Below are 24,619 nucleotides of genomic sequence, written 5' to 3'. Positions count from 1 at the left end.
GTCGTCCGTGGCGACGGAAGGCATGCCGGACTGACCTCCGGATCGACATGGTCGCCTGTGAAACCAGCGCAACCCACTGAAACCAAAGGGTTTAGGCGCGATCCCGTGATCGCGGCGCCGGCCGGGACGTCCCGGGCGGCCATGATAGTTTTGCGATGCGTTTCGCGGTTTGTGGAATAGCGGACGGGTGAATCCGTCGGTTCCGCTCCAGGGGGAAACCATGGGACAGCAGCATCGCACCGGCCGGCGCCTGGCGCCGGACCGTCGCGCGGGGGATTGCGCGACACACCTGAAGAACATCCACGCAGCCTGCCGGGCCACCGCCCCGCAGGCCGGCGCCAGGCCGTCCGCCGGGGAGGCGGACGCCCTGGCGCGTGGGTGCTGCCGCGCCCGCTGCTGAGCCTCCTCCGACCGTTTTGCCGAACGGCCCGGATCGGCCGTGCCCGTGCCAGCGCGTTCGCTGGCCTACAGGAACAGATGCCATGAACAGCACCGGCCCCGTCAGGACGACCCGCAACGGCAAGCGCAGCGCGAATCCCGCGGGGGTGCTCAAGCCGAACCGCCTGGCGGTGGCGCTGATGGCGACGTGGGGCGCGCTGCCTGCGGTGGCCGGGGCTGCCAACAACATCACCCTGACCGAGCGCACCCCGGGCGTCACCGACACCGCGACCACGATCACCCCGCGCGGCGGCAACGTCACCGACATCAAGACCACCACGGTCCGCGGCAACACGGGCTTCAACTCGTTCGGCCACTTCACCGTCGACAACGGCAACACGGTGAACCTGTACGTGCCCACCGGCGCGAACAACCTGGTCAACCTGGTGCACAGCAGCGCGCCGACGATCAACGGCACGCTCAACGGCCTGCTCGAATCCAGCGGCAGGATCGGCGGCAACATCTTCTTCGCCAGCTCGCACGGCTTCGTGGTCGGCGGGACCGGCCTGATCAACGTCGGCAGCCTGCTGGTGACCACGCCCAGCAGCGGCAAGATGGACGAACTGCTGGACTTCGCCCGCGGCACCGGCGCGGCCGGCAGCGACCAGCTGGTGCTCGACCTGCTGGCCGGCAAGTACGACGGCGGCGACGGCCAGCTGAAGATCGACGGCCTGGTCAACAGCGCCGGGCAGGTCGACCTGTTCGCCGCCTCGGCGGTGGTCGCCGGCCAGGTCAACGCCGGCAGCCAGGTGTTCGACGCGGTGGTCAACAACGACGGCTCGCTCAACGTCAGCGCGGCGGTGCGCAAGGACGGGGCGATCCAGATCGTGGCCGACACCACGGTCGAGCTCAGCGGCGGGCTGCGTGCGCTGATGGAGGACAACTCCGGCGCGGTGGTGCAGGTGGCCGCCGCGCGCGGCATCGAACTCAAGGGCAGCGGCCGGATCGACACCACCGCGGCCGTCGCCGGCCTGGACGGCGGCGACGTGACCCTGGAGGCGCCGACGATCAAGTTGCTGGAAAGCTCGGCGGTGGTGACGCGTGCCAGCGGCAATGGCGATGCCGGCGACATCACCCTCAACGCCTACAGCGACGTCAGCTGCAGCTTCTGCAACGGCGATGCCGGCGACGCCAAGACCGTCGAAGAGCTGGCCGACAGCCTCAAGACCCAGGCCAGCCCGCTGCTGCAGGCCAAGCTGGGCGAGGCGGAAGTCGTGATCGCCGCGGGTGCCGCGCTCGACGCCGGCCATACCGGCGGGGGCACCGGCGAGGCCGGCGACGTCAGCGTGCAGGCGTTCGCCTTCGACCGGCAGATGGCCGGCTTCGCCGAGGCCACCAGCTCGATCCGGGTGGACGGAAGCATCACCGGCCGCGACATCACCCTGCGCGCTGCCAGCGACGCGCACGTGTCGGCGAGCATCCTCAACAACCTGCTCAATACCGGCGACCTGGCGTCCGACGTCGGCAACCTGGTCGGCTCGATCGGCGAGGAGGCGGCCTGGACCCAGCTGTTCGAGACGCTGCAGGAGTCCGTGGACTACCAGCGCGTCTCCGACCTGAACCTGCTCGGCCTGGACCCGAACAACTTCAGCGAGCTGACCGTCCTGCTGCCGTACCTGTCGGTGCTGATCGCGCGCGCCAATGCCGACGTCACGGTCAGCTCGACCGCGGTGCTCGACGCCTCGCGCCACCTGGACCTGCAGGCCGACAGCACCCGCCTGGTCCAGGCGTCCACGTTCTCGCTGCCGATCGTCAACAAGAAGATGCCGTTCAACTTCGGCCTGGCCTACGGCCGGATCGACGGCACCACCAGGGTCGACGTGCAGGCCGGCGCCGAGCTGAACGCCGGCGGCGACCTGGACATCAAGGCGCTGAGCAACGACACGCTCGACGTGATGGCCACCTCGGTCAACAACCACGACGCCAACGGCAATACGCTCACCACGATGGGCATCGCCTTCAGCATGGCCCACAGCGACATCACCACCGAAGCCAAGGTCGCCGATGGCGCCGGGCTCGACGTGGACGGTGCCGTCGCGGTGGCCGCGCTGACCGAGCAGAACCTGTCCAACAGCGCCGATTTCAAGGCCATTGGCGAGGGCGCCAGCGGCGGCCCGTCGATCGCGCTGACCCTGTTCAACAGCAAGACCCGCGCGGTGTTCGACGCCGACCTGTCGGGGGCGACCGACCTGGCGGTCTCGGCGACCAACCTGGTCCACAGCCAGAGCAACAGCGCCTCGGTCCAGGTCGGCAAGAACGCGCTCAACCACCTGAAGAAGCAGGTGATGGGCAGCTCGCAGGTCAAGGGCGTGACCGACGCGCTGACCAACAAGGTCAAGTCGCTGTTCGGCATGAAGCCCAGCGCGGACAAGGACAAGACGCCGACGGACAGCAAGTTCCGCCTGGCCTCGGCGCTGGCGATCGGCATCTCCGACCACCAGGCCGAAGCGGTCATCGGCAGCGGCAGCACCGCCCCGGACATCGACATCGCCGGCAACCTGAGCCTGCAGGCCCTGCAGCGCCAGTCCTCGATGCACAACAGCGCCGACAGCACGGTCAATGCCGACGCGGACAAGGACGACGGCTCCAAGACCTCGATCAGCGTGGCCGCCGCCTACGACCAGATCGACCAGCAGACCCGCGCGATCGTCGGCGACGGCAGCAGCCTCAGCGCCGCCCGGATCGGCGTCGGCGCGCGCAACGAGCAACTGCTCGACCTGGGCACCATCACCCGCTGGAGCTCGGTGTCGGACATCTTCGGCAACCTGAAGACCATCGCCGGCGGGCTGCCCGAGATCCCGGGCAGCATCTCCACCTCGTACGCCAACTCGACCAGCGAGGCCCAGGACCTGGGCATGGCCGGATCGTTCGCGGTCAGCTACCACGCGCTCGACGCCACCGCCTGGGTCGGCGACAACGTCAGCCTCACCAGCACCGCCAGCGATGGCGGTGCCTGGAGCAGCAAGCCGCTGCTGGGCCTGGCGCCGTTCTACGACGACCAGGGCGACGCGGACGCCGATCGCGAGGAACTGCGCAACCTGGAGTGGAACTGGGACGGTTCGCTGGCGGTCCAGGCCGACACCCTGGTCGAGCAGCTGTCGATCGCCGGCAACCTGTGGTGGACGCTGTTCAACGTCGGCGCCGACGGCGACGACGGCAAGGCGGTCGGCGGCGGCGTGAACGTGCAGGTCGCCACCAACCGCACCGTCGCGGGCATCGGCGCCAACGGCACGGTCGAGTCGGAGAAGGTCGACGTCTCCGCCCACCAGGACGAGCTGTTCATCGGCATCAGCCCGTCCGCGGGCAAGGGCACCAGCGCCGCCGGCAATGGCGCGGTGGTGGTCGGCGTGGTCGACGCGAACGTCAACGCATCCATCCACAGCAGCACCGCCGTCCAGGCCGGCCAGGTCGGCCTGTCGGCGGGCCACGACATCGGCCTGTGGAGCGCGGCCGGCGCGCTGGCGGTCTCGCAGGAGACCAGCATCGGCATCGGCGCGGCGGTCAACGTGCTGACCTCGGACGTGGAAGCCGCGGTCGGCGACAACAACACGCGGGACGCGGACGGCGTCAACCGGTGGCGGCCCGAGGCGATCGGCGACGGCGCCGCGGGCGCCGCCAGCGCCAACTGGAACGTCGACGAAATGCTGGTCGATGCCCGCAGCACCGGCCAGAGCGGTGCGTTCGGCATCGCCGGCGCGCTGGCGCGCAGCGAGCAGGAACAGCAGAAGCAGGACGAAGCGACCGCCGAGGACGGCGGCGGCGACAGCGGCCCGGTCGACCTGCTCAGCGGCGAGGGGGCGCTGCTGCTGGCCAAGTTCGGCCTGGCCCAGGCGGGCCTGTACGACGGCCTGGCCACGGCGATCGACTACGGCAGCAAGATCAAGGATGCGCTGACCGAGACCCCCGACAAGGTCGCGGGCCAGCTGGAAGGTGGGAAGGCGGCGCAGAAGCCCGAGAACCAGATCGCCGGCGCCGGTTCGGCCTCGATCAATGTGTCGGGCCAGAACACCCGCGCGACCGTCAGCGGCATCACCATCGATCCGCGCACAAGCGGCGCCGGCAGCGACGTCACCGTGCTCGCGCTCAACCAGACCAACCAGTTCAGCGGCGCCGGCGCCGGTGCGCTGACCCTGGCCAGCGGGCCGAAGTCCGACCGCAGCTCGGCGGTGGCCGGGGCGATCGCCTACAACCACCTGTTCAACGAGACCGAGGCGCTGGTCGACGGCGTCACCTTCAACGACAGCGACGCGCTCGTGGTGCAGGCCGCCAATGCCGGCGACCAGATCGCGCTGGGCCTGGGCCTGGCGGTGTCGACGGGGGGCACCAACAACACCGCCGTCGGCTTCTCGGCCTCCGGCGGCGCGATCACCAACACCACGCGGGCGGCCGTGGTCGACAGCGAGGTGAACTCGCGCGACGACGCGGGCAGCACCCAGACGGTCGAGGTCTCCGCGTACGACCGTGCGCGCGTGCTGCTGGGCGGCGGCGCCTTCGCGGGCACCTCCGGAAGCGGCACCAGCGCCGGCGGCTCGCTGGTCATCGGCTACCTGGGCAATACCCTGCAGGCCGAATGGCTGGGCAGCCAGGCGCACGGCTTCGACCAGTTCGGCGTCGGCGCGTTCAGCGCCACGCGCGTGCTGGCCGGCGCGATCGCCGGCGCGGTATCGGCCGGCAGCGACAGCACCGCCGGCGCGGGCTCGATGTTCGTGCTGATCGTCGACAACGAAGTCGGAGCCAAGGTCGACAGGAGCGACGACACCGACCATTCCGTGCTCGACGGCGGCAACGTCGAGGTGCTGGCCAAGAGCGTCAGCGGCATGAGTGCGCTGGACGCGCAGTTCGACAGCGCTTCCACCGCGGCGCTGTCCAGCAGCGGCCTGGACCTGGACGGCACCACCACCGTCGCGGGCATCGAGGTCGAGCAGTCCACCGACGACAGCCTGTTCGGAGGATCCGACGACACCAGCACCACCCACAGCCTGTTCGACGGCGTGCCGGCGGGCGAGGCGATCCTGGGCATCGCCGGCAGCCTGTCGCTGTCCAACGGCAAGGCGGTCGGCGTGTCGGCCGGCGGCATCTATACCGGCAGCGACTACACCGCCTCGGTGGCCAACACCGACGTGACCCTCGGCGGCGACCTGGACGTGCACGCGCTCAACAGCACCGAGGCGCTGGCCGCCGCGGTGTCCGGCGCGCTGGGCAATGGCGATTCGGCCACCTCCGGCTCGATCACCGCGATCATCGCCCGCGGCACGGTCACCGCCACGGTCGACATGACCGGCCGCGCCACCCTGGAAGCCAACGACCTGGACGTGACCGCGACCAAGGGCGGCGGCGCCTATTCGCTGGCTGGCAACATCACCGGCAGCGCCGGCTCGCGCTCGATGGGCGGGGCCTTCAGCATCAACGACCTGGAGCAGGGCACCCGCGCCGAGGTCAAGGGCGGCAGCTACGACCTGTCCGGCGACGCCACCATCGGCGCGGCCCAGCAGAGCCACGTCATCACCGCCGCGTTGTCCGGCAGCGTGTCGCTGAGCGACCTGGCGATCGGCGGCGCAGGCACCTTCAACCGCATCGCCGACACCACCACCGCGGCGCTCACGGGCGTCGAACTCGACGCGCGCGACCTGTCGGTCACCGCCAGCCAGCCCGGCCTGGGCGCGCAGATCTGGTCGCTGGCCTTCAACCTGGCCGCCAGCGGCGGCGGCAACGGGGTCGGCGGCGCGGTGGCCATCAACCTGATCGATGCCGAGCGCACCGCCAAGGTCAGCGGCAGCACGGTCAACCTGACCGGCGACGCGACCCTGGCGTCTTCGCTGGACGGCGAGATCTGGGGCTTCGCGGTCGATGCGACCGGCGGCAGCGCCAACGGCGTCGGCGGTTCGATCGTAGTCAACAACATCGACGGCAGCGACACCGTGCTGGTCGAGGACAGCGACATCGGCACCACCAAGGCCGACGGCGAACTGAAGCTCGACGCCAGCGCCGGCAGCGGCCTGATGATCGCCTCGCTGACCGGCTCGATCAAAGGCGGCGGCAGCAATGCCGTCGGCGGTGCGATCTCGGTCAACCGGATCGGCGCCGACCGCAGCGCGCTGATCCAGAACGAGGCGGCCAACACCATTTCCGGCTTCGGCGACGTCTCGCTGCTGGCCGGCGCCGACCAGGACATCTATGCGATCGCCGTCGCCGGCGGTGGCGCCGGCAACGTGGCGGTGAACGGCTCGTCGACCAGCAATGTCCTGGAAGGCACCGAGCGCGCGGCGGTGGAAGGCGGCAGCATCGACGCCGGCTCGCTGAAGGTCTCGGCCGCCGAGGGCGACCGCACGATCTGGAGCCTCGGCGGCGCGGTCAGCGGCGCCGGCAGCGTCGCCATCGGCGTGGCCAATGCCAACAACATCATCCTGGCCAAGCGCCAGGCGGAAGTCAGCGGCGCCAGCCTGACCCTGTCCGGCGACCTGGACGTGGCGGCCGGCGGCAATGCCGACATCCGTTCGGCCGCGGTCGGCGGCGGCGGTGGCGGCACGTTCGCCGGCGGCGCCTCGATCGCGATCAACGTGATCGAAGGCGAGGAATCCGCGCTGCTGGACGACAGCACGGTGCATTCGGCCGCCTCGGTCAGCGTCACCGCGACCCGTGGCGAAGCCGACATCAAGACCCTGGCCGGCAACGTCCAGGGTGGCGGCTCGGCGGCGGTCGGCGGCGCGGTGGCGATCAGCACGATCGGCCAGAAGCGCGAGGCCAGGATCGTCGACTCCAGCCTGGACGTGGGCACCGGCACGGTCGACGTGCTGGCCTCCACCAGCGGTCGCATCGATACGCTGGCCGTGGCCGGCGCCGGTGGCGGCGCTGGCGCGGGCGCGTTCTCCAACACCAGCAACAACATCGCCGCGCGCACCGGCGCGCTGGTCCAGAACAGTGGCGGCAGCGCGGGCAATGTCACCGTGCGCGCGACCGACGATTCGGAGATCAACGCCATCTCCGGCGGCGTCGCCGTCGCCGGCGGCGCGGGCGCGGGCGCGGGCACCGCGATCAACCGCATCGACAGCGAAATCGAGGCGGCACTGACCGGCACCCGCGGCAGCGGCTGGAACGTGACCAACCTGGCCGTGGATGCCGACTCCTCCAGCGACATCCTGTCGGTGGCCGTCGGTGGCGGCGGCGGCAGCGGCGTCGGGGTCGGCGCGGCCGTGGCGACCAACCTGGTGACCACCCAGAGCAAGGCGCACGTCAGCGACGGGGCCAAGGTCGTCGCGCAGCACAACGTCGGCATCAGCGCGAGCAACCACGATGCCATCCTCGGCATCGGCGCCGGCATCGCCGGCGCCGGGTCGGTCGCGGTGGGCGCTTCGGTGACGGTCAACCTGATCGAGACCCAGACCCAGGCCTACATCAGCGGCGCGACCACCGAGGTCAGCGCGCTGGGGCTGAGCAGCAGCGACACGATGGCCATCGACAGCGGCGAGCTGCTCAACGCGCCGCTGGACGACCGCGAATGGTTCGACAAGTCCGCGGTGGAGGCCGACCACGGCGACGACGAGGAGTGGGTCGGCGGCGACCTGTTCAACCCGGCGCCGAACCTGGGGATCGGCCAGCGCGCGTTCACCGGCCTGGCGGTGCAGGCCAGCAGCCTGCAGCAGGTCGGCCAGCTGTCGCTGGCCGCGGCCGTCTCGGTGGTGCCGCTGGGCGGCGCCTCGGTGGCGGGCCTGTTCAACACCAGCGTGCTGGGCGGGGCGACCGAGGCCTACATCGACTCGGCGAAGATCAACCAGGCCGCCGGCGCCGGCAGCGCGCAGGACGTGCACGTGGGTGCGGCCAGCCATGGCTTCAGCGCCAATTACGAGGCCAGCCTGGGCGTGTCCGCCGGCTGGGCCGGCGTGGGCGCCGGCGTGGACGTCCTGGTCAACCAGCGCGAGACCCGCGCCAGCGTGAATGGCGCGACGCTGGACAGCGTCGGCGACACCACCGTGCAGGCCGAGTCGACCCAATACGCCAGCAGCATTGTCGCGGCCGCCGGTGGCGGCGTGGTCGGCGCCGCCGCGGCGGCGCAGATCAGCATCCTCAAGGGCACGACCGAGGCGGTCGTCGGCGGCGGCAGCCAGCTCGACGTCGGCTCGCTCGGGGTCGATGCCTCGGCGCTGCAGGTGATCGCGCCGAACGTGGCCACCCTGGCCGCCGGCGCCGGCGCGCTGGGCGCCGGTTTCGGCATGGTCTACAACCAGAGCACGACCCGGGCCTGGGTCGGCGAACCCGTCGGCACCGACGGCTCGGCGCTCAACACCCGGATCGACGCCGGCGGCGTCGACATCTCGGCCGACAACACCACGCGCCTGCAGATGCTCGGCGTGGGCGTGGCCGCGGGCGGCGCGGCGATCGCCGGCACCGCCACGATCGCCATCATCGAGACCGAGACCGAGGCCGGCGCCAGCCAGGCCGACTTCGGCTCGGCCGGCAACCGCATCGACCACCTGGACATCGACGCCAGCGACCGCCTGAAGGCGAACGTCACCGTCGGTTCGGCCGCCGCCGGCGCGCTGTCGGTCGGCGCCAGCGCCAACGTGCTGGTCGCCAACAGCGCCACCCGCGCGCTGCTCGACAACAGCAGCGTGCACGCCACCGGCGACGTCGGCGTGGACGCCCAGCGCACCACCGACGTGACCATGAACACCGTCACCGGTTCCGGTGGCACGGGCGTGGGGCTGGGCGGCAGCATCGGCCTGCTCGTGCTCGGCTCGGGCGCCTCGACCCAGGTCAGCGAGGAGGGCGAGTCGTTCGATCCGATGGGCGAACTGAACAAGGACGGCAACGGCACCCTGTCCACCCTCGACGGCATCGGCGACGACGACCGGGTCGGCGACATCACCTACGAGGACTACGTCTACAACAGCACGACCCAGCAGTACGAGCGGGTCGAGCGCACCGACGCCACCTCCAAGAACACGCTCAACAGCAGCAGCAAGGCCACCGGCAGCGACCGCCTGCAGGCCTCGGCACCGGCCAGCTACCGGCACGAGACCGTCGCCCGCATCAACGGCAGCACGGTGGTGGCCGGCGGCGACGCCGGGGTCAACGCCACCGACCGGCTGGAGTCCAGCAACCTGGCCGGCAACGTCGCGGTCGGCGGCCTGGCCGGCGTCGGCATCGGCATGGGCCTGACCTTCTCCAACGCGCAGGTCAAGGCCGAAGTGCTCGGCGGCAGCCTGCAGGCCAACGACGTTTCGGTGACCGCGCAGTCGCTCGACCTGGGCAGCGCCCCGGCGGTGACGGTCAAGGCCGAAAGCGGCGCGGCCGGCGGTTTCGTCGGCGCCGGCGCCGCGGTCGGCGTGGCGGTCGTGGACAACCGCGTCTCGACCACGCTGGGCGGCGACATCGACGCCAGCGGCACCCTGTACGGCCGCGCGCGCGACGCGCAGGACATCCGGGTCGAAGCGCTGGGCGCCAACGTGGGCGGCGCCGCGGGCGCCGGCGTGGTGATCGGGGTGGCCAAGCATGACAGCGACGTGTCGCTGGGCGTGTCGGCCGGTACCTCGCTCGAGGCGGCCAGCATCGACCTGGCCAGCGTGTCCGAATCGGCGGTCAGCCTGGTCGGACGCGGCGGCTCGGGCGGCATCCTCGCCGGGGTCAACGCGACGATCATGGTGGCCCGCGACGACAGCGACTCGCGCCTCACCGTCGGCGAGAACGCCGACATCTCGGCCGACGGCGCGCTGTCGCTGACCGCCGAGGCGCGGCCGCACGTGGACATCTACAGCGAAGGCGTGTCCATCGGCGGCCTGCTTTCGGCCGGCGGCACGATCGCGGTCGCCGACAGCACCGCCGACGCCAGCCTGGACCTGCGCAGTGGCGCCCGCCTTGCCGCGCGCGACGCGACCCTCGCCAGCAGGGTCGGCCTGAACGCCGGCCGCAACAGTGCCGGCGTTTCCGCCTATGGCGTCAGCGGCGGCGCGGGCGTGGCGGTCAATGCGGTGGTCGCCACCGCGAAGAACACCAGCAGCAGCCGCCTCACCAGCGCCAGCGACGTGGCCTTCGAAGGCAAGGGCGGCAGCTGGAACCTGGTCGCCTCGACCGACACCCGCCAGCGGGCCTGGACCACCGGTCGCGCGGGCAGCCTGATCACGCTGGGCGCCCACGTGTCCGAGGCCACCGCCAACGCCACCACCGAGGCGCTGGTCAACGGCCTGTTCTCCGGCAGCTACGCCGGCATGAACGTCGGCGCCAGCGCGGCGGTGGACAACCTGGCCGAGGCGTCCGCAGGCCAGGGCGGCCTGGTCAGCGGTGCCGCCTCCAGCGTCACCACCCGCGACGACAGCACCACCCGCGCCGAACTGTACGCGCGTGGACAGGGCGGCACCGCCGCCCACCTGGGCCACCTGACGCTGTCGGCGCTGCACCAGTCCACGTTCAACGCCTTCGTCGACAGCACCAGCGCCGCGGTCCTGGGCATGAGCGGCTCGTGGGCGAGCAACACCGTCGACCTCGACACCCGTGCCCGCCTGCTGGACGGCTCGGACGTCGTGGCCGCGAGCTACAACCAGGAAGCGCGCAACAAGGCGACCAAGGCGGCGAGCGCGAACTACAACGTGCAGTCCGGCTCGGGCGGCATCTTCGACGCGGCCGCGGCCAGCAGCACCTCCTCCCTCTACCTGGACGCGCAGAGCACCATCGGCGACAACGTCGACCTGGCCCTGTCCGGCGACTGGCGCAACCCGCAGAAGCTGGTGGTGCAGGCGTACAACGACGTCTACGCGCGCGACCGGGTCAAGCTCGACAGCGGCGGCGCGATCGCCATCGCCGACGCCGAGTCGCGCATCGACGTGCGCCAGGCCGACGCGAAGGTGTCGGTCGGCAACGGCAGCGACCTGTACAGCATCGGCGACCTCGTGCTGTCGGCCAGCGGCCGCTACGACATCGAAACCTCGACCAATGCCAAGACCTGGGGCCTGGCCGGCGCGGCGATGGGCGACAGCCTGTCCAGGGTCGATGCGAACTACACGGTCGATGTCGGCGACGTCGACCTGTTCGCCTACAACGACCTCAAGTTCCTGGCCGGTTACGACGTCGCCGGGGCGATGAACAAGGCCACCCTGGTGGCCCGCACCGACCTGTGGAACAACACCGCCTTCCCGGTGGTGAACGATCCCGAAGCGGTGGCCTGGTACCAGCGCGATTCGAACGTGAACCTGGCCAGCACCAGCGCCGGGCGCGCGGTCGGCGACGTCCATGCCTATGCCGGCACCGGCTACTCGGTGCTGACCGGCGAGGGCGTCGGCAAGGACCTCTACCGCGAGGGCATCGGCAAGGCGCTGGGCCTGTCGCTGGACATCACCGGCGGCGAGACGATCAACGGCGGCATGGCGCTGGTCACCGCCAACGGCAGCCTGGACGCCGGCGTGTACAGCCAGCGGCACCTGAAGGTCACCGGCCTCAAGTACTTCATCGACGGCGTGGAAATCACCGACCTGGGCAGCATCAACGCCGGTACCACCGGCAACCTGACCGTGGTCCCGGTGGTGGACGCCAGCGAGGACGTCACCTGGTCGGTGCGCGGGGGCGACTACTCGCAGCTGCTCACCGACCGCATCGCCGAACTGCAGCGTCGCCTGGCCGACTATGGCCTGTCGCCGATCGAGAAGTCCGGCTTCCAGGCCGAGCTCAACCTGCTGACCCGCACCCTGGACAAGCTGTACGCCGACCTCGGCGGCACGCCGGGCAACGGCGTCAGCCTGCCTTCGCAGCTCAAGGTGTGGATCCTGGAAGTCGATCCGATCCTCGCGCGCCCGGGCAATATCCACGTCAAGGGCGACGCGCTGCTCGGCAACGGCAGCCTGAGCGCGCCGGGCGACGCCAGGATCGAGATCGCCAACGCCAGCTCGATGTTCCTGGACATCCAGGGCCTGGAGATCCCCGACCGCGATGGCGGGCAGGTGCTGTTCAACGGCGCCAGGATGCGCGGCAATGCCGACATCTCCGCGGCCAACCGCTTCGGCCTGGCGGCCCGCTTCAGCTCGATCGAGACCTCGGAGAACTCGCCGCCGCCGGTGATCACGGTCACCAACAGCTACAACCCGGCCACCGGCCAGGTGGACGGCTCGGGCCTGAAGGCGCCGGCGCCGGACATCCACATCAACGGCAAGGTCAGCAACCGCCGCGGCAGCATCGACCTGACCGCGTCCTACGGCAGCATCTACGCCAACGCCGACATCCGCGGCCAGAGCCTGAACATCAGCGCCGGCAAGGACTTCGTCCTCAACAACATGGACGGGTTCACCCACATCGGCGGCGACCCGGCGTACAACAACAACGGCAGCACGCTCAATCCGGCCGCCTCGGCCACCGTCGCCGGCAACAACGTGGTGATCACCGCGCTGTACCTGAACATCAACGGCCTGGTGCAGAGCGGCGTGGCCGACTGGTCGGTGGTCATAGACGAGAGCGCGTTCAACACCCTCGATACGCTGCGGGCCGCCTGGAAGGCCGGCGGCGCGGCGGTGGTGCAGCTGGCGACGACCGACGCGCGGCTGGGCCGGATCGGCTACAGCTACGACTTCCGCACCGAAAGCATCGTCCTGGACCAGGTGGACATCGGTGGCGGCTACATGGAGCTGACCGGCCACATCCTGAGCACCGGCAACGGCCAGCTGCGGGTGCTCGACGGCTACAGCCAGGTCAAGGTGGTCAACAACACCATCCGCGACCTGACCATCAGCGGCATCGACCTCGGCAACGGGGTGCAGGGCCAGCTGCGGATCAACGACCTGGCCCGCAAGGCCGGCGACGACCGCGCGTGGTCGACGATCTACACCTACGACAACAACCAGGTGCAGCGCTACGAGGGCTGGAGCAGCGAGATCCGGGTCGACGACCGGTTCCGGGTCGGCAGCACCGCCGGCCGCACCGCGCAGTACGACGTGACCGATGGCCGCACCTACGTCTGGCTGCAGGGGCGCGACCGCACCGACACCAACACCCGCGTCGAATACTGGGACGAGTTCTGGGGCTTCATCCCCACCGGGGACGGCACCGAGCTGAGCAACAGCACGGTGGCCGGTGCGAGCAAGCCGATCGAAGGTGCCGAGTACATGGGCACGGCGGGCAATGCCTATCGGCTCGACATCAACGCCCTGATCCTGGAGTCGTTCCGGCTGCGGGCCTTGGGCCAGGTGGCCGAAGCCCAGGCGCTGGAAAGCGCCTACGTCACTGCGGTCCGCACCGGCGATGCGTCCTCCAGCCTGATCGCGCCGTACCGCATCTGGCTGACCGAGGCCGGCCAGGTCATGTCGCAGCGCGACCAGGAGTACACCACCAGCGACTGGGAAGTCATCAACCGCTACAACGGGGGATACTGCCTCAAGCATTTCATCTGGTGCCATGTCTACCGCACCACGCGGACCACGGTCAGCCAGCGCGGCGTGAAGGAAATCGACCGCTTCACCGTGCTGGCCGACTCCCCGATCGGGATCGACTTCATCGGTTACGACAGCGGCCTGATCGACCTGGCCTCGAAGGGCAACGTGACCCTGCTGGGTTCGCTGTTCAACGAGAGCGGGCGGACCTCGGTCAAGGTGACCGAGGGTGCATTGACCCAGGGCAACGACGCGGTGGTCGCGGCCGCCAACCGGCTGGAGCTGGAAGCGCGCGACGGCATCGGCGGGGTCGACCAGGCGCTGCGCGTGCAGGTCGGCGACACCCTGTCCGCCTACAGCAGCCACGGCGACGTCAACCTGCATGCGGTCAACGGCGGCGTCGACTTCACCCGCCTGGAAGCCGCGCGCGGCGACGTCCAGCTGGTGGCGCAGGGCGACATCACCAGCAGCAGCGGCGCCGCCGTCACCGGCGCGTCGATCGGCCTCGCGTCCACCCATGGCAGCATCGGCAGCGCCGGCCGCCTTCTGAACATCGACACCGGCAGCCACGAGCGCGCGCTGTTCAGCGCCGACGCGGTCGGTGGCGTGTTCGTCGAGGAGGCCAACGGCGACCTGTGGATCGACACGGTCCGCGCCGGCGGCGACGTGCACCTGAAGGTGCGCAACGGCGACCTGCTGGACGGCAACACCGACGTCACCTACGACGAGCGCACGCTGGACCAGCTGCGCGAGCTGTGGGCGGGCATGGGCCTGACCGGCGACGAGGCCGACGACGCCCTGCTGCTGCAGAAGGAATCCCTGGTCCGCGCCGGCAACCAGCGCTACGCCCGCTACTGGCAGATGCGCAACCTGCAGCTGGTCAACGGCAGCTGGGTGGCGGACGCCTACGACGCTTCGCAGGCCGACTTCAGCGCGGCCCAGGTCGCGCAGATGCGGTCGCTGGGCTGGAGCGACGCCCGCATCGCCGAGGCCCAGGCCCAGCAACGCGCCGAGTACGCGAAGTGGAACGCCGAGTTCGGCGGGGCGGACTACGCGGCCGGCTTCCAGTACGCGCTCTCGCCGACCGAGCTGGCGGCGCTGGAGTCCACCTCGCACTGGACCGAGGACGAGCTGCGGTATTCGGTGTCGGCGAGCCTGCTCAACCGCGGCAGCGGCGGGTCCAGCCGGATCGAGACGATGAACATCGAGGGCCGCGACGTGACCCTCGAGGCGCGCAAGATCGGCAGGCTGCTCGACGACGACGTGGTGATCGACCTGACCCGGGGGCCGGGGGCGCTGACCACGGCGCAGCGCGCCGCGCTGGCGTCGGCCGAGTACGACGACATCTACTTCGACGACGACACCAACCCGACCACGATCCGCATCGTCCAGCGCGACGACCTCAACCTGCGCGCGAGCGGCGACATCCGCGCCACCGCCGCGGGCGACGTCTACCTGGGCGGCGACCGCGACTTCAACATCTACGACGTCAACGGCCGTACCATCCACATCAAGACCGACGGCAGCATCAGCAGCGCCAACGGGACCAACGTGGTCATCCGCGGCCACGACGTGGTGCTGGAGGCGGCGGGCGGCACGATCGGCGGCGACCCGAATGGCGGCGACGGCAGCCTGCACACCGACATCGATGGCGACCTCACCGCCCGCGCGAAGGTGCTGGACCTGGTCAACCACGGCAACCTGAGCATCCAGCGCGTGACCGGCACCGACGCACTGCGCCTGCGCGTGCTCGGCAACCTGTCCGCGTCCACCCAGTTCGGCGAGAACCTGCTGGGCGGCAGCATCGACCTGTGGGTGACCGGCAGCGCCGGCGACAGCCTGTCGCGGATCCAGCTCGGCACCGGCAGCCTGGCCGACCGGATCAACCTGGACATCGGCGGCGACGCCTGGATCGGCGGCCTGCAGGGCGCACTTGGCCTGCCCGGCGTGCTGCGCTTCGGCAACGTCGACGTGGCCGGGCTGCTCGACATCGGCCAGACCACCGACCTGTGGCAGTACGGCGACTGGAGCGTCGGCGGGCTCTCGCTGGACCTGGGCAACCTGTGGCGGATGCAGGCCGGCACCTCGCTGCTGGCGCGCGACGGCATCTTCGCCCGCGTCGACGGCGACGCCGAACTGGGCGACGTGGAGACGACCGCGGCCGGCAGCAGCATCGACATCGAAGCCTATGCGCTGCGTGCCACGCACGACGACGCGCAGTGGCGGGCGATGGACCTGCTGCGCCTGCGCGCGGCCGGCGGCGACATCGGCCAGGCCACCCGCTACGTGACCGTCGGCGGCCAGCGGCTCGACATCGCCAGCATCCCCGGCAGCCTGTACCTGAAGCTGCTGGGCGGCATCGGCGGCGGCAGCCTGGCCAGTGCCGGCGGCCAGTGGCTGACCACGCTCGGCAACGTGGTCCTGGACGAGGTCCGCAGTGGCGGCGGCGACGTGCAGCTGGACGGCACCGGTGCGGTGTCGATCGGCTCGCTGTATGCCTACGGCGCGCTGGACCTGCAGGCCGACGACCTGACCCTGGACACGGCCGAAAGCGATACCGGCGACACGGACATGGTCGTGGCCGGAACGCTGGAGGTGGGCGACCTGGTCGCCGGCGCGAACTGGACCATGCAGGCGGCGCAGGCGCGGATCGGCACGGCCGACATCGCCGGCGATGCTGCGCAGACCGCCGGTACCCTGACCCAGCAGCAGCTGGACGTGGGCGGCGACTGGAGCCTGGATGCCGGCGAGGCGGACATCGCCGCGGCGACGATCCAGGGCGACGCCACGCAGCAGGCCGGGCGCCTGGGCATGGACACGCTGGTCGTCGGCGGAAACTGGCAGCTCGATGGCGGCGATGCGGTGGTCGAACAGGCCACGGTCGCTGGCGAGGTCGACGTGGCGTTGTCCGGCGACCTGTCGCTGGGCACGCTGGACGCACGCTCCACCCGGATCACCGCCGGCAACGCCTCGCGGATCGAACGGCTCGGCATCGACGGCGACCTGTCGCTGTCGGTCGCCAACCACCTGGTGCTCGGCAGCGCCGCGGTCAGCCGCGATGCGGTGCTGCGCCACACCGGCGCGACCGGCCAGCTCGCGTACGGCACGCTGGTCGTGGGCAACACGCTCGACGTGGCCGGCAACGGCGACTGGAGCGGCGGTGTGGCCACGGTCGGATCCGATGCGCGCTTCGACGTCGGCAGCGCCGACCTGCAGCGACTGGAAAGCCTCGGCGGCGACCTGCTGCTGCAGGCGCAGCGCCGGTTCTCGGCCGGCGCGCTGGCCACGCCCTCCGGCCGCATCGACCTGGTCGCCGGCAGCATCGACGTCGATGCCGCCGACGCCTCGGCGACGCTGGACATGCACGTCACCGGTGGCCCGCTGCGGATCCAGCACGGCCACGCCGGCGGCAACCTGACCCTGACCGCCGAACCGGGCTCGCTGGCCGAAATCCACTTCGGCACGCCGGCCGATCCGGACGCCGTCGACGGCCTGTCGACCGCGCACCTGAAGTCCGGCGGCGACATCCTCGTGCGCACCGACGGCGACCTCTACGGCGGCAACGCCGAGGCCGATGGCCTGGTCACCCTGATCGGCCGCAACATGCGGCTGGGCCGGGTCCAGAGCCTGCAGGGCGACGTCTTCATGCAGGCCGAGCAGGACATCTTCGCCCTGCTGGTCGACGCGCACGGCGACGTCGGCATCATCGCCGGCGGCGACCTGGACATGCCGGAAGTGCGCTTCGGCGGTACCTACTCGCTCAAGGCGGGCAAGGACCTGACCGTGGGCATCGGCGGCGACCTGGACGTGGACGGCGTGGCCGAGGCGGGCCGCGACCTGACCTTCAACGTCGGCGGCGACGTCGACCTGGAGGCGATCAAGGCCGGGCGCAACGTGCTGGTCAACGCCGGCGGCGCGATCAACCTGGACCAGGGCGTGGACGCGGGCGGCGACATCGACCTGCTGGCGCGGGGCGGGGGCATTTCCAGCGGCGGGGTGATCCGCTCGCGCGGCGCGCACGACGGCCAGCCGATGGCGGGCCAGGTCAGCCTGGTCGCCAGCGGCGACATCGACGTGGCCGCGCTGCAGGCCGACGCCGGCAGCATCGGCGTGGACGGCGGCAGCCTGAGCATCGGCTCGCTGGTCGCGAGCAACGACATCGACCTGCTCGGCCGCGGCTTCATCCACGTCGGCAGCAGCCGCAGCGGCGGTCGTCAGGACTGGCACGCCGGCAGCGGCGACATCGCGTTCGACGAGCTGCTCGCCGGCACGCAGGCCTATCTCGACAGCCTGCTCGACACGCGCGGCCGGCGGCTCGCCGCCGGTGGCGGCGCGGTGGTCAATGCCGGCTGGCGTGGCGGCGTCGCCAGCGAGGCCACGGTCTGGCTCGACGAGCTCGTCGCGCCGACGCTCGAGGTGTACTCGGGCAACCGCATCCACGTCGGCGACGCCACGCTGGGCGAGTCCGCGGCGCTCCACGGCCGCGACATCGAGCTGTACGGCCGCCACAGCGGCAGCGGCAGCCTGGGCCTGTGGGTCGAGGGCATCGACGCACCGGCCGCCGACCGGCTCGATGCGGTGATCGACGCCGGCGCGATCCTGCTGCCGCGCCTGTTCGTGGTCGATGGCAGCCTGCGCACGACCGCCGACCTGGTGGTGATCGCCGACGCACAGCACGTGGACCACCTGCGCCTGCACACCGCCAACGCCAGCGTGCTCATGGACAACACCACGCCGGTGTACCTGGCCGGTGCGGACGTGCAGCTGTACGAACTGGACAAGGCCTTCCGCCTGCGCCAGGAGGGACTGGTCTCGACCACCAACGCCTACGTCGTGCACCGCCGCTACACCCACCAGGTGCTGGTGCCGAACTTCCAGGCCTCGCACGTGGACACGCTGCTGGAGTTCCAGCGCAACAGCGGCGCGCGCTACAGCGAACAGCACCTGTCGGCCGGCTTCACCGAGCAGCGCCTCGGTGGACTGGACTCGGAGCTGTTCGAGGCGGGCGCCGCGCCGGAGGGGTGGGAGCTGACGTGGGGCGCTGCGCCGGCCGGGTCGCGCATGCAGCTGTCCGGCGACGGCAGCGAAGCCGAACCGAAGGAAGAAGAACGCAACCTGGGAGCGATGCTGTGATGTCGATTGGAAAAGGACTGCGCCTGGCCATGGTGGCCGCGCTGGGGTGCACCGCCGGGCTGGCCGCCGCCCAGGTCGCACCGACGCTGCCGGGGCAGCTGAGCCCGGCCCTGCAGCGCGAACAGCTGGAGCAGCAGCAGCGCCAGCGCGAGCAGGAGGAGCGCGCCCGTCAGACCCAGGTGCCGGCGCTGCGGGGAGATCCCATCGGTGCCCAGGCGCTGCCGGACCAGGACGTGGCCTTCGTCCTGCGCAGCATCCGCTTCACCCCGTCGCAGTTCCTGCAGGACGCCGACCTCGAGGCGCTGGCCCGGCCCTACGTCGGCCGCGAGCTCCGCTTCGCCGACCTCAACGGCCTGCTGGCCGAGGTCAACGCGCTGTACGAGAAGGCCGGGCAGCTGACCGCGCGCGCGATCATCCCGCCGCAGACGCTGGAGAACGGCGAGCTGCGGGTGGTGCTGGTCGAGGCCAAGGTCGACCAGGTGGAATGGCAGGGTCGCCAGTGGGTGGACCCGGCGTTCTACGACCGCCGCATCCCGCTCGCACAGGGCGAGGTGCTGGACGGGCCCAGGCTGATGGCCGACATCCAGCGCTTCAACGCGACCACCCCCGGTCCGCAGGTCAGCGCCGGGCTGTCGCCCGGGCAGGCGTTCGGCACCTCGAAGGTGACCCTGCAGGCGCACGAACCCGATCGCCTGCAGTGGATGGCCTTCGCCAACAACTACGGCAACCAGGGCAGCGGCCGCGAGCAGCTCGGCGGCAGCCTGACCTGGTTCTCCCCGTCGGGCGCGTCCGACAGCCTGACCGCGCTGGTGGTGGGGACGTCCGATTCGACCTACGGCAGCCTGCGCTATACCCGGCCGGTCAACCGCCACAACGGCGTGGTCTGGGCCGAGGCCGGCGGCAACACGATGAAGATCACCGAAGGCCCGTACGCCGACCTGGACATCGCCGGCGACTCGCAGGTCTATTCGGCCGGCTACGACCATCCGTGGTGGCTGGGGCCGAAGTGGCTGCTGCGTGCCGGCACCGGCTACATGTGGCAGGCCTCGGAGACCACGGTGGAGGACCTGCCGCTGAGCGAGACCGAGATCGGCGAGTTCTTCCTGACCGGCACCGCCGAGTACCGCAACGCGCCCTGGTACGTGCGCTACGACCAGCGCGTGCGCCAGGCCTCGGCCGACAACCTGGTCAGCGGCGAGGACGGCAGCTACACGCTGCTCAACGGCAGCGGCCTGGTCAACCGCGTGATCGGCGAGCACTACGCCTTCAACGGGCGGCTGGCCTGGCAGTACGCCAGCGACCCGGCGAAGCTGCCGGCCGCGCTGTACTTCCAGCTCGGCGGCATCTCCAGCGTGCGCGGCTACGACGCGGGCGTGATCTCGGCGCCGCGCGGGGCGAGCACCAGCCTGGAGTTTTCGCGCCGCTTCGGCGAGCGCTGGCAGCTGTTCGCGTTCTACGACTACGGCCTGGCCACCGAACTGGGCACCCGCGACGTCGACCTGCAGAGCGCCGGCCTCGGCCTGAACCTGGACTGGAACCGCCACTTCAGCGCCAGCCTGGTCGCCGCCAGCGCGCTCGACGACATCGTGCCCGACCAGGACGACGGCCAGGTCCTGCTTCAGATCATCGTGCGCTGAGCGCACCCGAACCGGAACACGGAGACACCCCATGAGCAACCAGCTGCTGCTGTACAAGCAGATCACCGCCCTGAACCGCGACACCCACCGCCAGCTGCGGCTGCGCCAGGCCGAGGACGCGCGCTTCGCCGCCTCCACCCACCTGGTGCCGCTGGCCGGCGTGGAGTTCTTCCAGGCCGCGCGTCACTACCCGATCCTGTTCGTGGGCGAGGGCGCCGAGGCCTCGCCGATCGCGCTGCTGGGCCTGAAGCCCGGCCAGAACGGCTTCGTCGGCGAATCCGGGCAGTGGCGGCGCGCGGCCTACGTACCGGCGTTCGTCCGCCGCTATCCGTTCGTGCTGGCCCAGGCCGACCAGGGGTCCGACCCGCAGGGCCGCGGCAACTTCACGGTCTGCTTCGACCGCGAGTTCGCGGGTTGGAACGAGCAGGAAGGCCAGGCGATGTTCGACGCCGAGGGCGGCAACAGCGCCTACCTCGACGAAATGATCCGCTTCCTGCACAACTTCACCGCCGAGATGGAGCGGACCCGCCAGTTCGTGGCCAAGCTGGCCGAGTTCGACCTGCTGGCGCCGCGCAGCATGCGCCTGACCCACAGCGGCGGCGAGAGCTTCGTCCTCAGCGATTTCGTCGCCGTCGACGAGGAGAAGTTCCTCAAGCTGCCGGACAAGAAGGTGCTGGCGCTGAACAAGGCCGGCTACCTCGGCTGGGTCTACGCGCACCTGATGTCGCTCGGCAACGCCAACGAGCTGTTCGAACGCCACGTGCTGGATCGGCAGGCCGGCGAGGCCAAGGCCCACTGACCCGGGGGAAGGTGGCCCGTCCGGCCGAGGGGGGCGGCCGGACGGGCGCCGCTGCGTGCCGCGGGCATGGTCCCCGGGGCCCGGGCCGACGCGGCCCGGGCGTTCAGCTGCGCGTCCGGTCCCCGGTGGCGGCCCCCCGGGGACCTCGGGTAACGTGTGCCCCGTCGCAATATCGGACTGCAAGGGACCGGCAGGCGCCGGTCCGGCGCGACAGGGGGAGTCGATGGTGGGGAGGCTTGGGCGGCGCCGCGCAGCGGGCCGCGCGTGGGGCTGCGTGCTGCTCTTCGCGCTGGGCATGGCGGGTATCGCCGATGCGGCGCCGGTCCGCCGCGCGCTGATCGTCGGGGTATCCGACTACGACGCACTGCCGGCCCGCAGCGCCGGAGGCGCGGGGCCGTTCGACCTGGAAGGGCCGCGCAACGACGTGCCGCGCATGCTGCGCGCCGCGCGCGACCTGGGCGTCCCCGATGCCGAGATCACCCTGCTGGCCAACGGCGCCGGCGCCGACGCGCGTGCCCGCGCACCGACGCGCGCGGCGATCATGGGCGCGCTGGAGGACCTCGCCGCGCGCAGCGGCAACGGCGACCAGGTGCTGGTCTACTTCAGCGGCCACGGCTCGCAGAGCCCGGACCTGGACGGCGACGAGGACGACGGCCTCGACGAGATCCTGCTGCCCTCGGACATCGGCCCGTGGCAGGACAGCGTGCAGATGGTCGACAACGCCATCACCGACGACGAGTTCGGCGCGGCGGTACAGAAGATCCGCGACCGCGGCGCCTACCTCTGGGTGGTGGTGGACTCCTGCCATTCGGGCACGGCGTTGCGCGGTGGGCCGCTACCGGCGCGCGCGGACATCGAGATCAAGGGCATTCCGGCGGCCGCGCTCAAGGTGCCGCAGGCGCGCATGCAGGGCGCGCGCGCGCCGGCGGCGCGGGCCCGGCCCGCGGCCGGGAGCCTGGATGGCGGCGGCGCGGCGGATGGCGGGGTGGTCGCGTTCTACGCCGCCGTCGCCGAAGAGGCGGCGATCGCCGGGCCGCAGCAGCTGCCCGACGGCACCAACACCCCCACGCTCAGCCTGCTGACCTACGCCATCACCGAGGCGCTCGCCTCCGGCCAGGCGCGGACCTACCGCGACCTGTACCTGCAGGTGCAGGGCCAGTACGACGCACTGGGGCGGCTGGCGCCGCAGCCGGCGTTCGACGGCGAGTTCGAGCGCGTGCTGTTCGGCCACGAGCGGGTGCCGCCGCGACGCTGGGGCGTGCGCCGGGAAGGCGCGGGACTGCTCGCCGAAGGCGGACAGCTCGACGGCCTGCACGAAGGCACCCTGCTGGCCATCCGCGATGCGCGCCAGCCCACGGGCGCACCGCTCGCCTACGCGAAGGTCGCGCAGGCCGGTCCGTCGTCGGCCACGCTGGTGGGCGCGGCCCACGCCGGCGCCGCGGCCGCGGCCGCCGAGGGGCTGTATCCGGGCCTGGCCTACCTCGCCGAAACGGTCGCGCCCGGGGTGCCGTTCGCGGTCCGGGTCGGCCGTCCGGCCGACGGCGACGCCGCGCCGGTGGCGGCGCAACTGCGCGACGCGCTCGCGCGCCTGGAGGCCGACGCCGCGGCGCAGGATGCCGCCCTGGTGTTCGTCCCCGCCGGCCAGCCGGCCGACGTCTACCTGCGCGCCGGTCCCGACCGGGTGTGGCTGGCCGACCAGGCCGAGGGTTTCGACCGCACCGGCCGCCAGCAGCCGCCTTCGCTCGACGTGGCCCCCGGCAGCGATGCCGGCGCACTGGCACAGGCGTTGCGGGGCCGGCTGGTCGCGTTCGCGCGCGGCCAGCGCCTGCTCGGCGTGATGCGCGCGCTGGAAACCCAGGCGCCCGCCTCGCTGTCGACCTCGGTCGCCATCGACCGCGGCAGCCGCCGTCCGGAAGGCCAGGCCTGCGCCGGCGTCGCGCGCCTGCCGCCGGCCGGCGCGCGCACCCTGGACCAGGCCACCGCGGAGGACGGCGGCGTGCTCAAGCTGCGCCACTGCGACACGGTGTACGTCACCGTCGAGAACACCGGCCAGGTCACCCTGGACATGACGCCGCTCTACTTCGACCGCGACTTCGGCATCTCCTACCTGGAGAACGGGCAGCTGGACGGCATCCGCCTGCGCCCGGGCCAGAGCCGCACCTACATCGCGCCGATCCAGACCGCCGACGTCGCCAGCGGCCGGCGCATGCCGCTGGGCCTGGAGCAGCTGGTGGTGATCGCGGTGCCGCAGGCCTCGGACCAGGCGCGCCCGGCCAGCTACGCCTACCTCGCGCAGGCCGGTGCATCGCCGCCCTCGCGCGCGGCGGGCGAGGCCACGCCGCTGGACCGCGTGCTCGACCAGGCGGGATTCGGCGAAGGCGCGGCGCGCTCGGCCAGCGTCGGCCAGCAGGGCGGCGCGGGCGCACTCAGGTTCGGCTGGATGGTGGCGGCGGACTGACCGCGCGCACCGACAGGGCAACAGCGGTGGCCGCGACCCGGCCACCGTCGCGGCCGCGGCCCGGCGAAGGGCGGTGGCCTTTATCACTCAACCGTGTAGACCAAGGGGAAATGCAATGCGAAAGACGATGGGCGTGATGGTGGCGATGGTGCTGGCGGCGACGAGCCTGGATGCGGCCGCGGCGGCACCGAAGGGCAGCAACGAGGCGGAGAAGGCCGGCACCGCGTCGGACAACTCGCGCGCCGTGCACCAGCTTTACCTGGCCGACGCCGTGGCCGACTACGGCCACGAGGCACGCAACCCGATGGCGCTGATCGTGGCCGCGGAGATGATCGCGCAGGCCGGCGCGCGCGAGGTCGAGCAGGCCAAGACCTCCGACGGCAAGGGCACCGCCGGCGACAAGGCCGCCAAGCCGGAGCGCACCGTCGCTTCGCTGCTGGGCGAGGCGCGCGCGCTGGCCGGGCAGAACGCGGCCCTGCTGGCGGCGATCGACCGCGTCGGCGCCAGCGAGAGCAAGGGCCGCAGCAACGGCCCGGGCGAAGTGTCCGAGCGCGTGCTGGCGGGCGACACCGACACCTACACCATCCGCTTCAACGGTGGCGAGGAAGCCGCGGTGCTCGTGGTCGGCGATGGCGACACCGACCTGGACCTGTACGTCTACGACGAGAACGGCAACCTGGTGTGCGACGACGCGGACAGCACCGACACCATGCTGTGCGAGTGGACCCCGCGCTGGACCGGCGACTTCACCGTCAAGGTCAAGAACCTCGGCAGCGTCTACAACGCCTACGACATGGTGACCAACTGAGTC

The 24,619-nt window shown here is 71.5% G+C and carries 5 protein-coding genes; all 5 read left to right on the top strand.

What is annotated here, in order from left to right; translation table 11 throughout:
* Positions 1-482: 482 nt before the first annotated feature.
* The 5 genes from ACA089_RS08665 (at position 483) to ACA089_RS08645 (ending at position 24,616) form a co-directional block, all read left to right on the top strand.
* A complete protein-coding gene (locus tag ACA089_RS08665; protein WP_372015761.1) occupies positions 483-18,914 on the top strand; it encodes a leukotoxin LktA family filamentous adhesin in 18,432 nt (6,143 codons plus the stop codon).
* Positions 18,914-20,551 carry a ShlB/FhaC/HecB family hemolysin secretion/activation protein gene (locus ACA089_RS08660; protein WP_372015758.1) on the top strand — a complete coding sequence of 546 codons (1,638 nt, stop codon included), beginning with the start codon at positions 18,914-18,916 and terminating at the stop codon, positions 20,549-20,551. The genes ACA089_RS08665 and ACA089_RS08660 overlap by 1 nt, the downstream gene beginning before the upstream one ends.
* Before the next feature lie 31 nt (positions 20,552-20,582).
* A complete protein-coding gene (locus tag ACA089_RS08655; protein ID WP_372015755.1) occupies positions 20,583-21,350 on the top strand; it encodes a SapC family protein in 768 nt (255 codons plus the stop codon).
* A gap of 274 nt (positions 21,351-21,624) precedes the next feature.
* Positions 21,625-23,808 (top strand): caspase family protein, encoded by a 2,184-nt coding sequence (locus ACA089_RS08650; RefSeq protein ID WP_372015752.1) that lies wholly within the window; start codon positions 21,625-21,627, stop codon positions 23,806-23,808.
* A 115-nt stretch (positions 23,809-23,923) separates the two neighbouring features.
* On the top strand, positions 23,924-24,616 hold the full coding sequence (locus ACA089_RS08645; protein ID WP_372015750.1) for a hypothetical protein: 693 nt from the start codon (positions 23,924-23,926) through the stop codon (positions 24,614-24,616).
* Positions 24,617-24,619 lie beyond the last annotated feature (3 nt).

Origin of the sequence: Pseudoxanthomonas fibrivorans (assembly GCF_041464125.1) — a bacterium.
Taxonomy (GTDB): Bacteria; Pseudomonadota; Gammaproteobacteria; order Xanthomonadales; family Xanthomonadaceae; genus Pseudoxanthomonas.
The sequence above is the reverse complement of the archived record's forward strand: the minus strand, read 5'-3'. Positions and strand labels throughout refer to the sequence as shown.

Coding starts and splice junctions, on each gene's coding strand:
- ACA089_RS08665 (WP_372015761.1), top strand. CDS start 483: ATGAACAGCACCGGCCCCGTCAGGACGACCCGCAACGGCAAGCGCAGC.
- ACA089_RS08660 (WP_372015758.1), top strand. CDS start 18,914: ATGTCGATTGGAAAAGGACTGCGCCTGGCCATGGTGGCCGCGCTGGGG.
- ACA089_RS08655 (WP_372015755.1), top strand. CDS start 20,583: ATGAGCAACCAGCTGCTGCTGTACAAGCAGATCACCGCCCTGAACCGC.
- ACA089_RS08645 (WP_372015750.1), top strand. CDS start 23,924: ATGCGAAAGACGATGGGCGTGATGGTGGCGATGGTGCTGGCGGCGACG.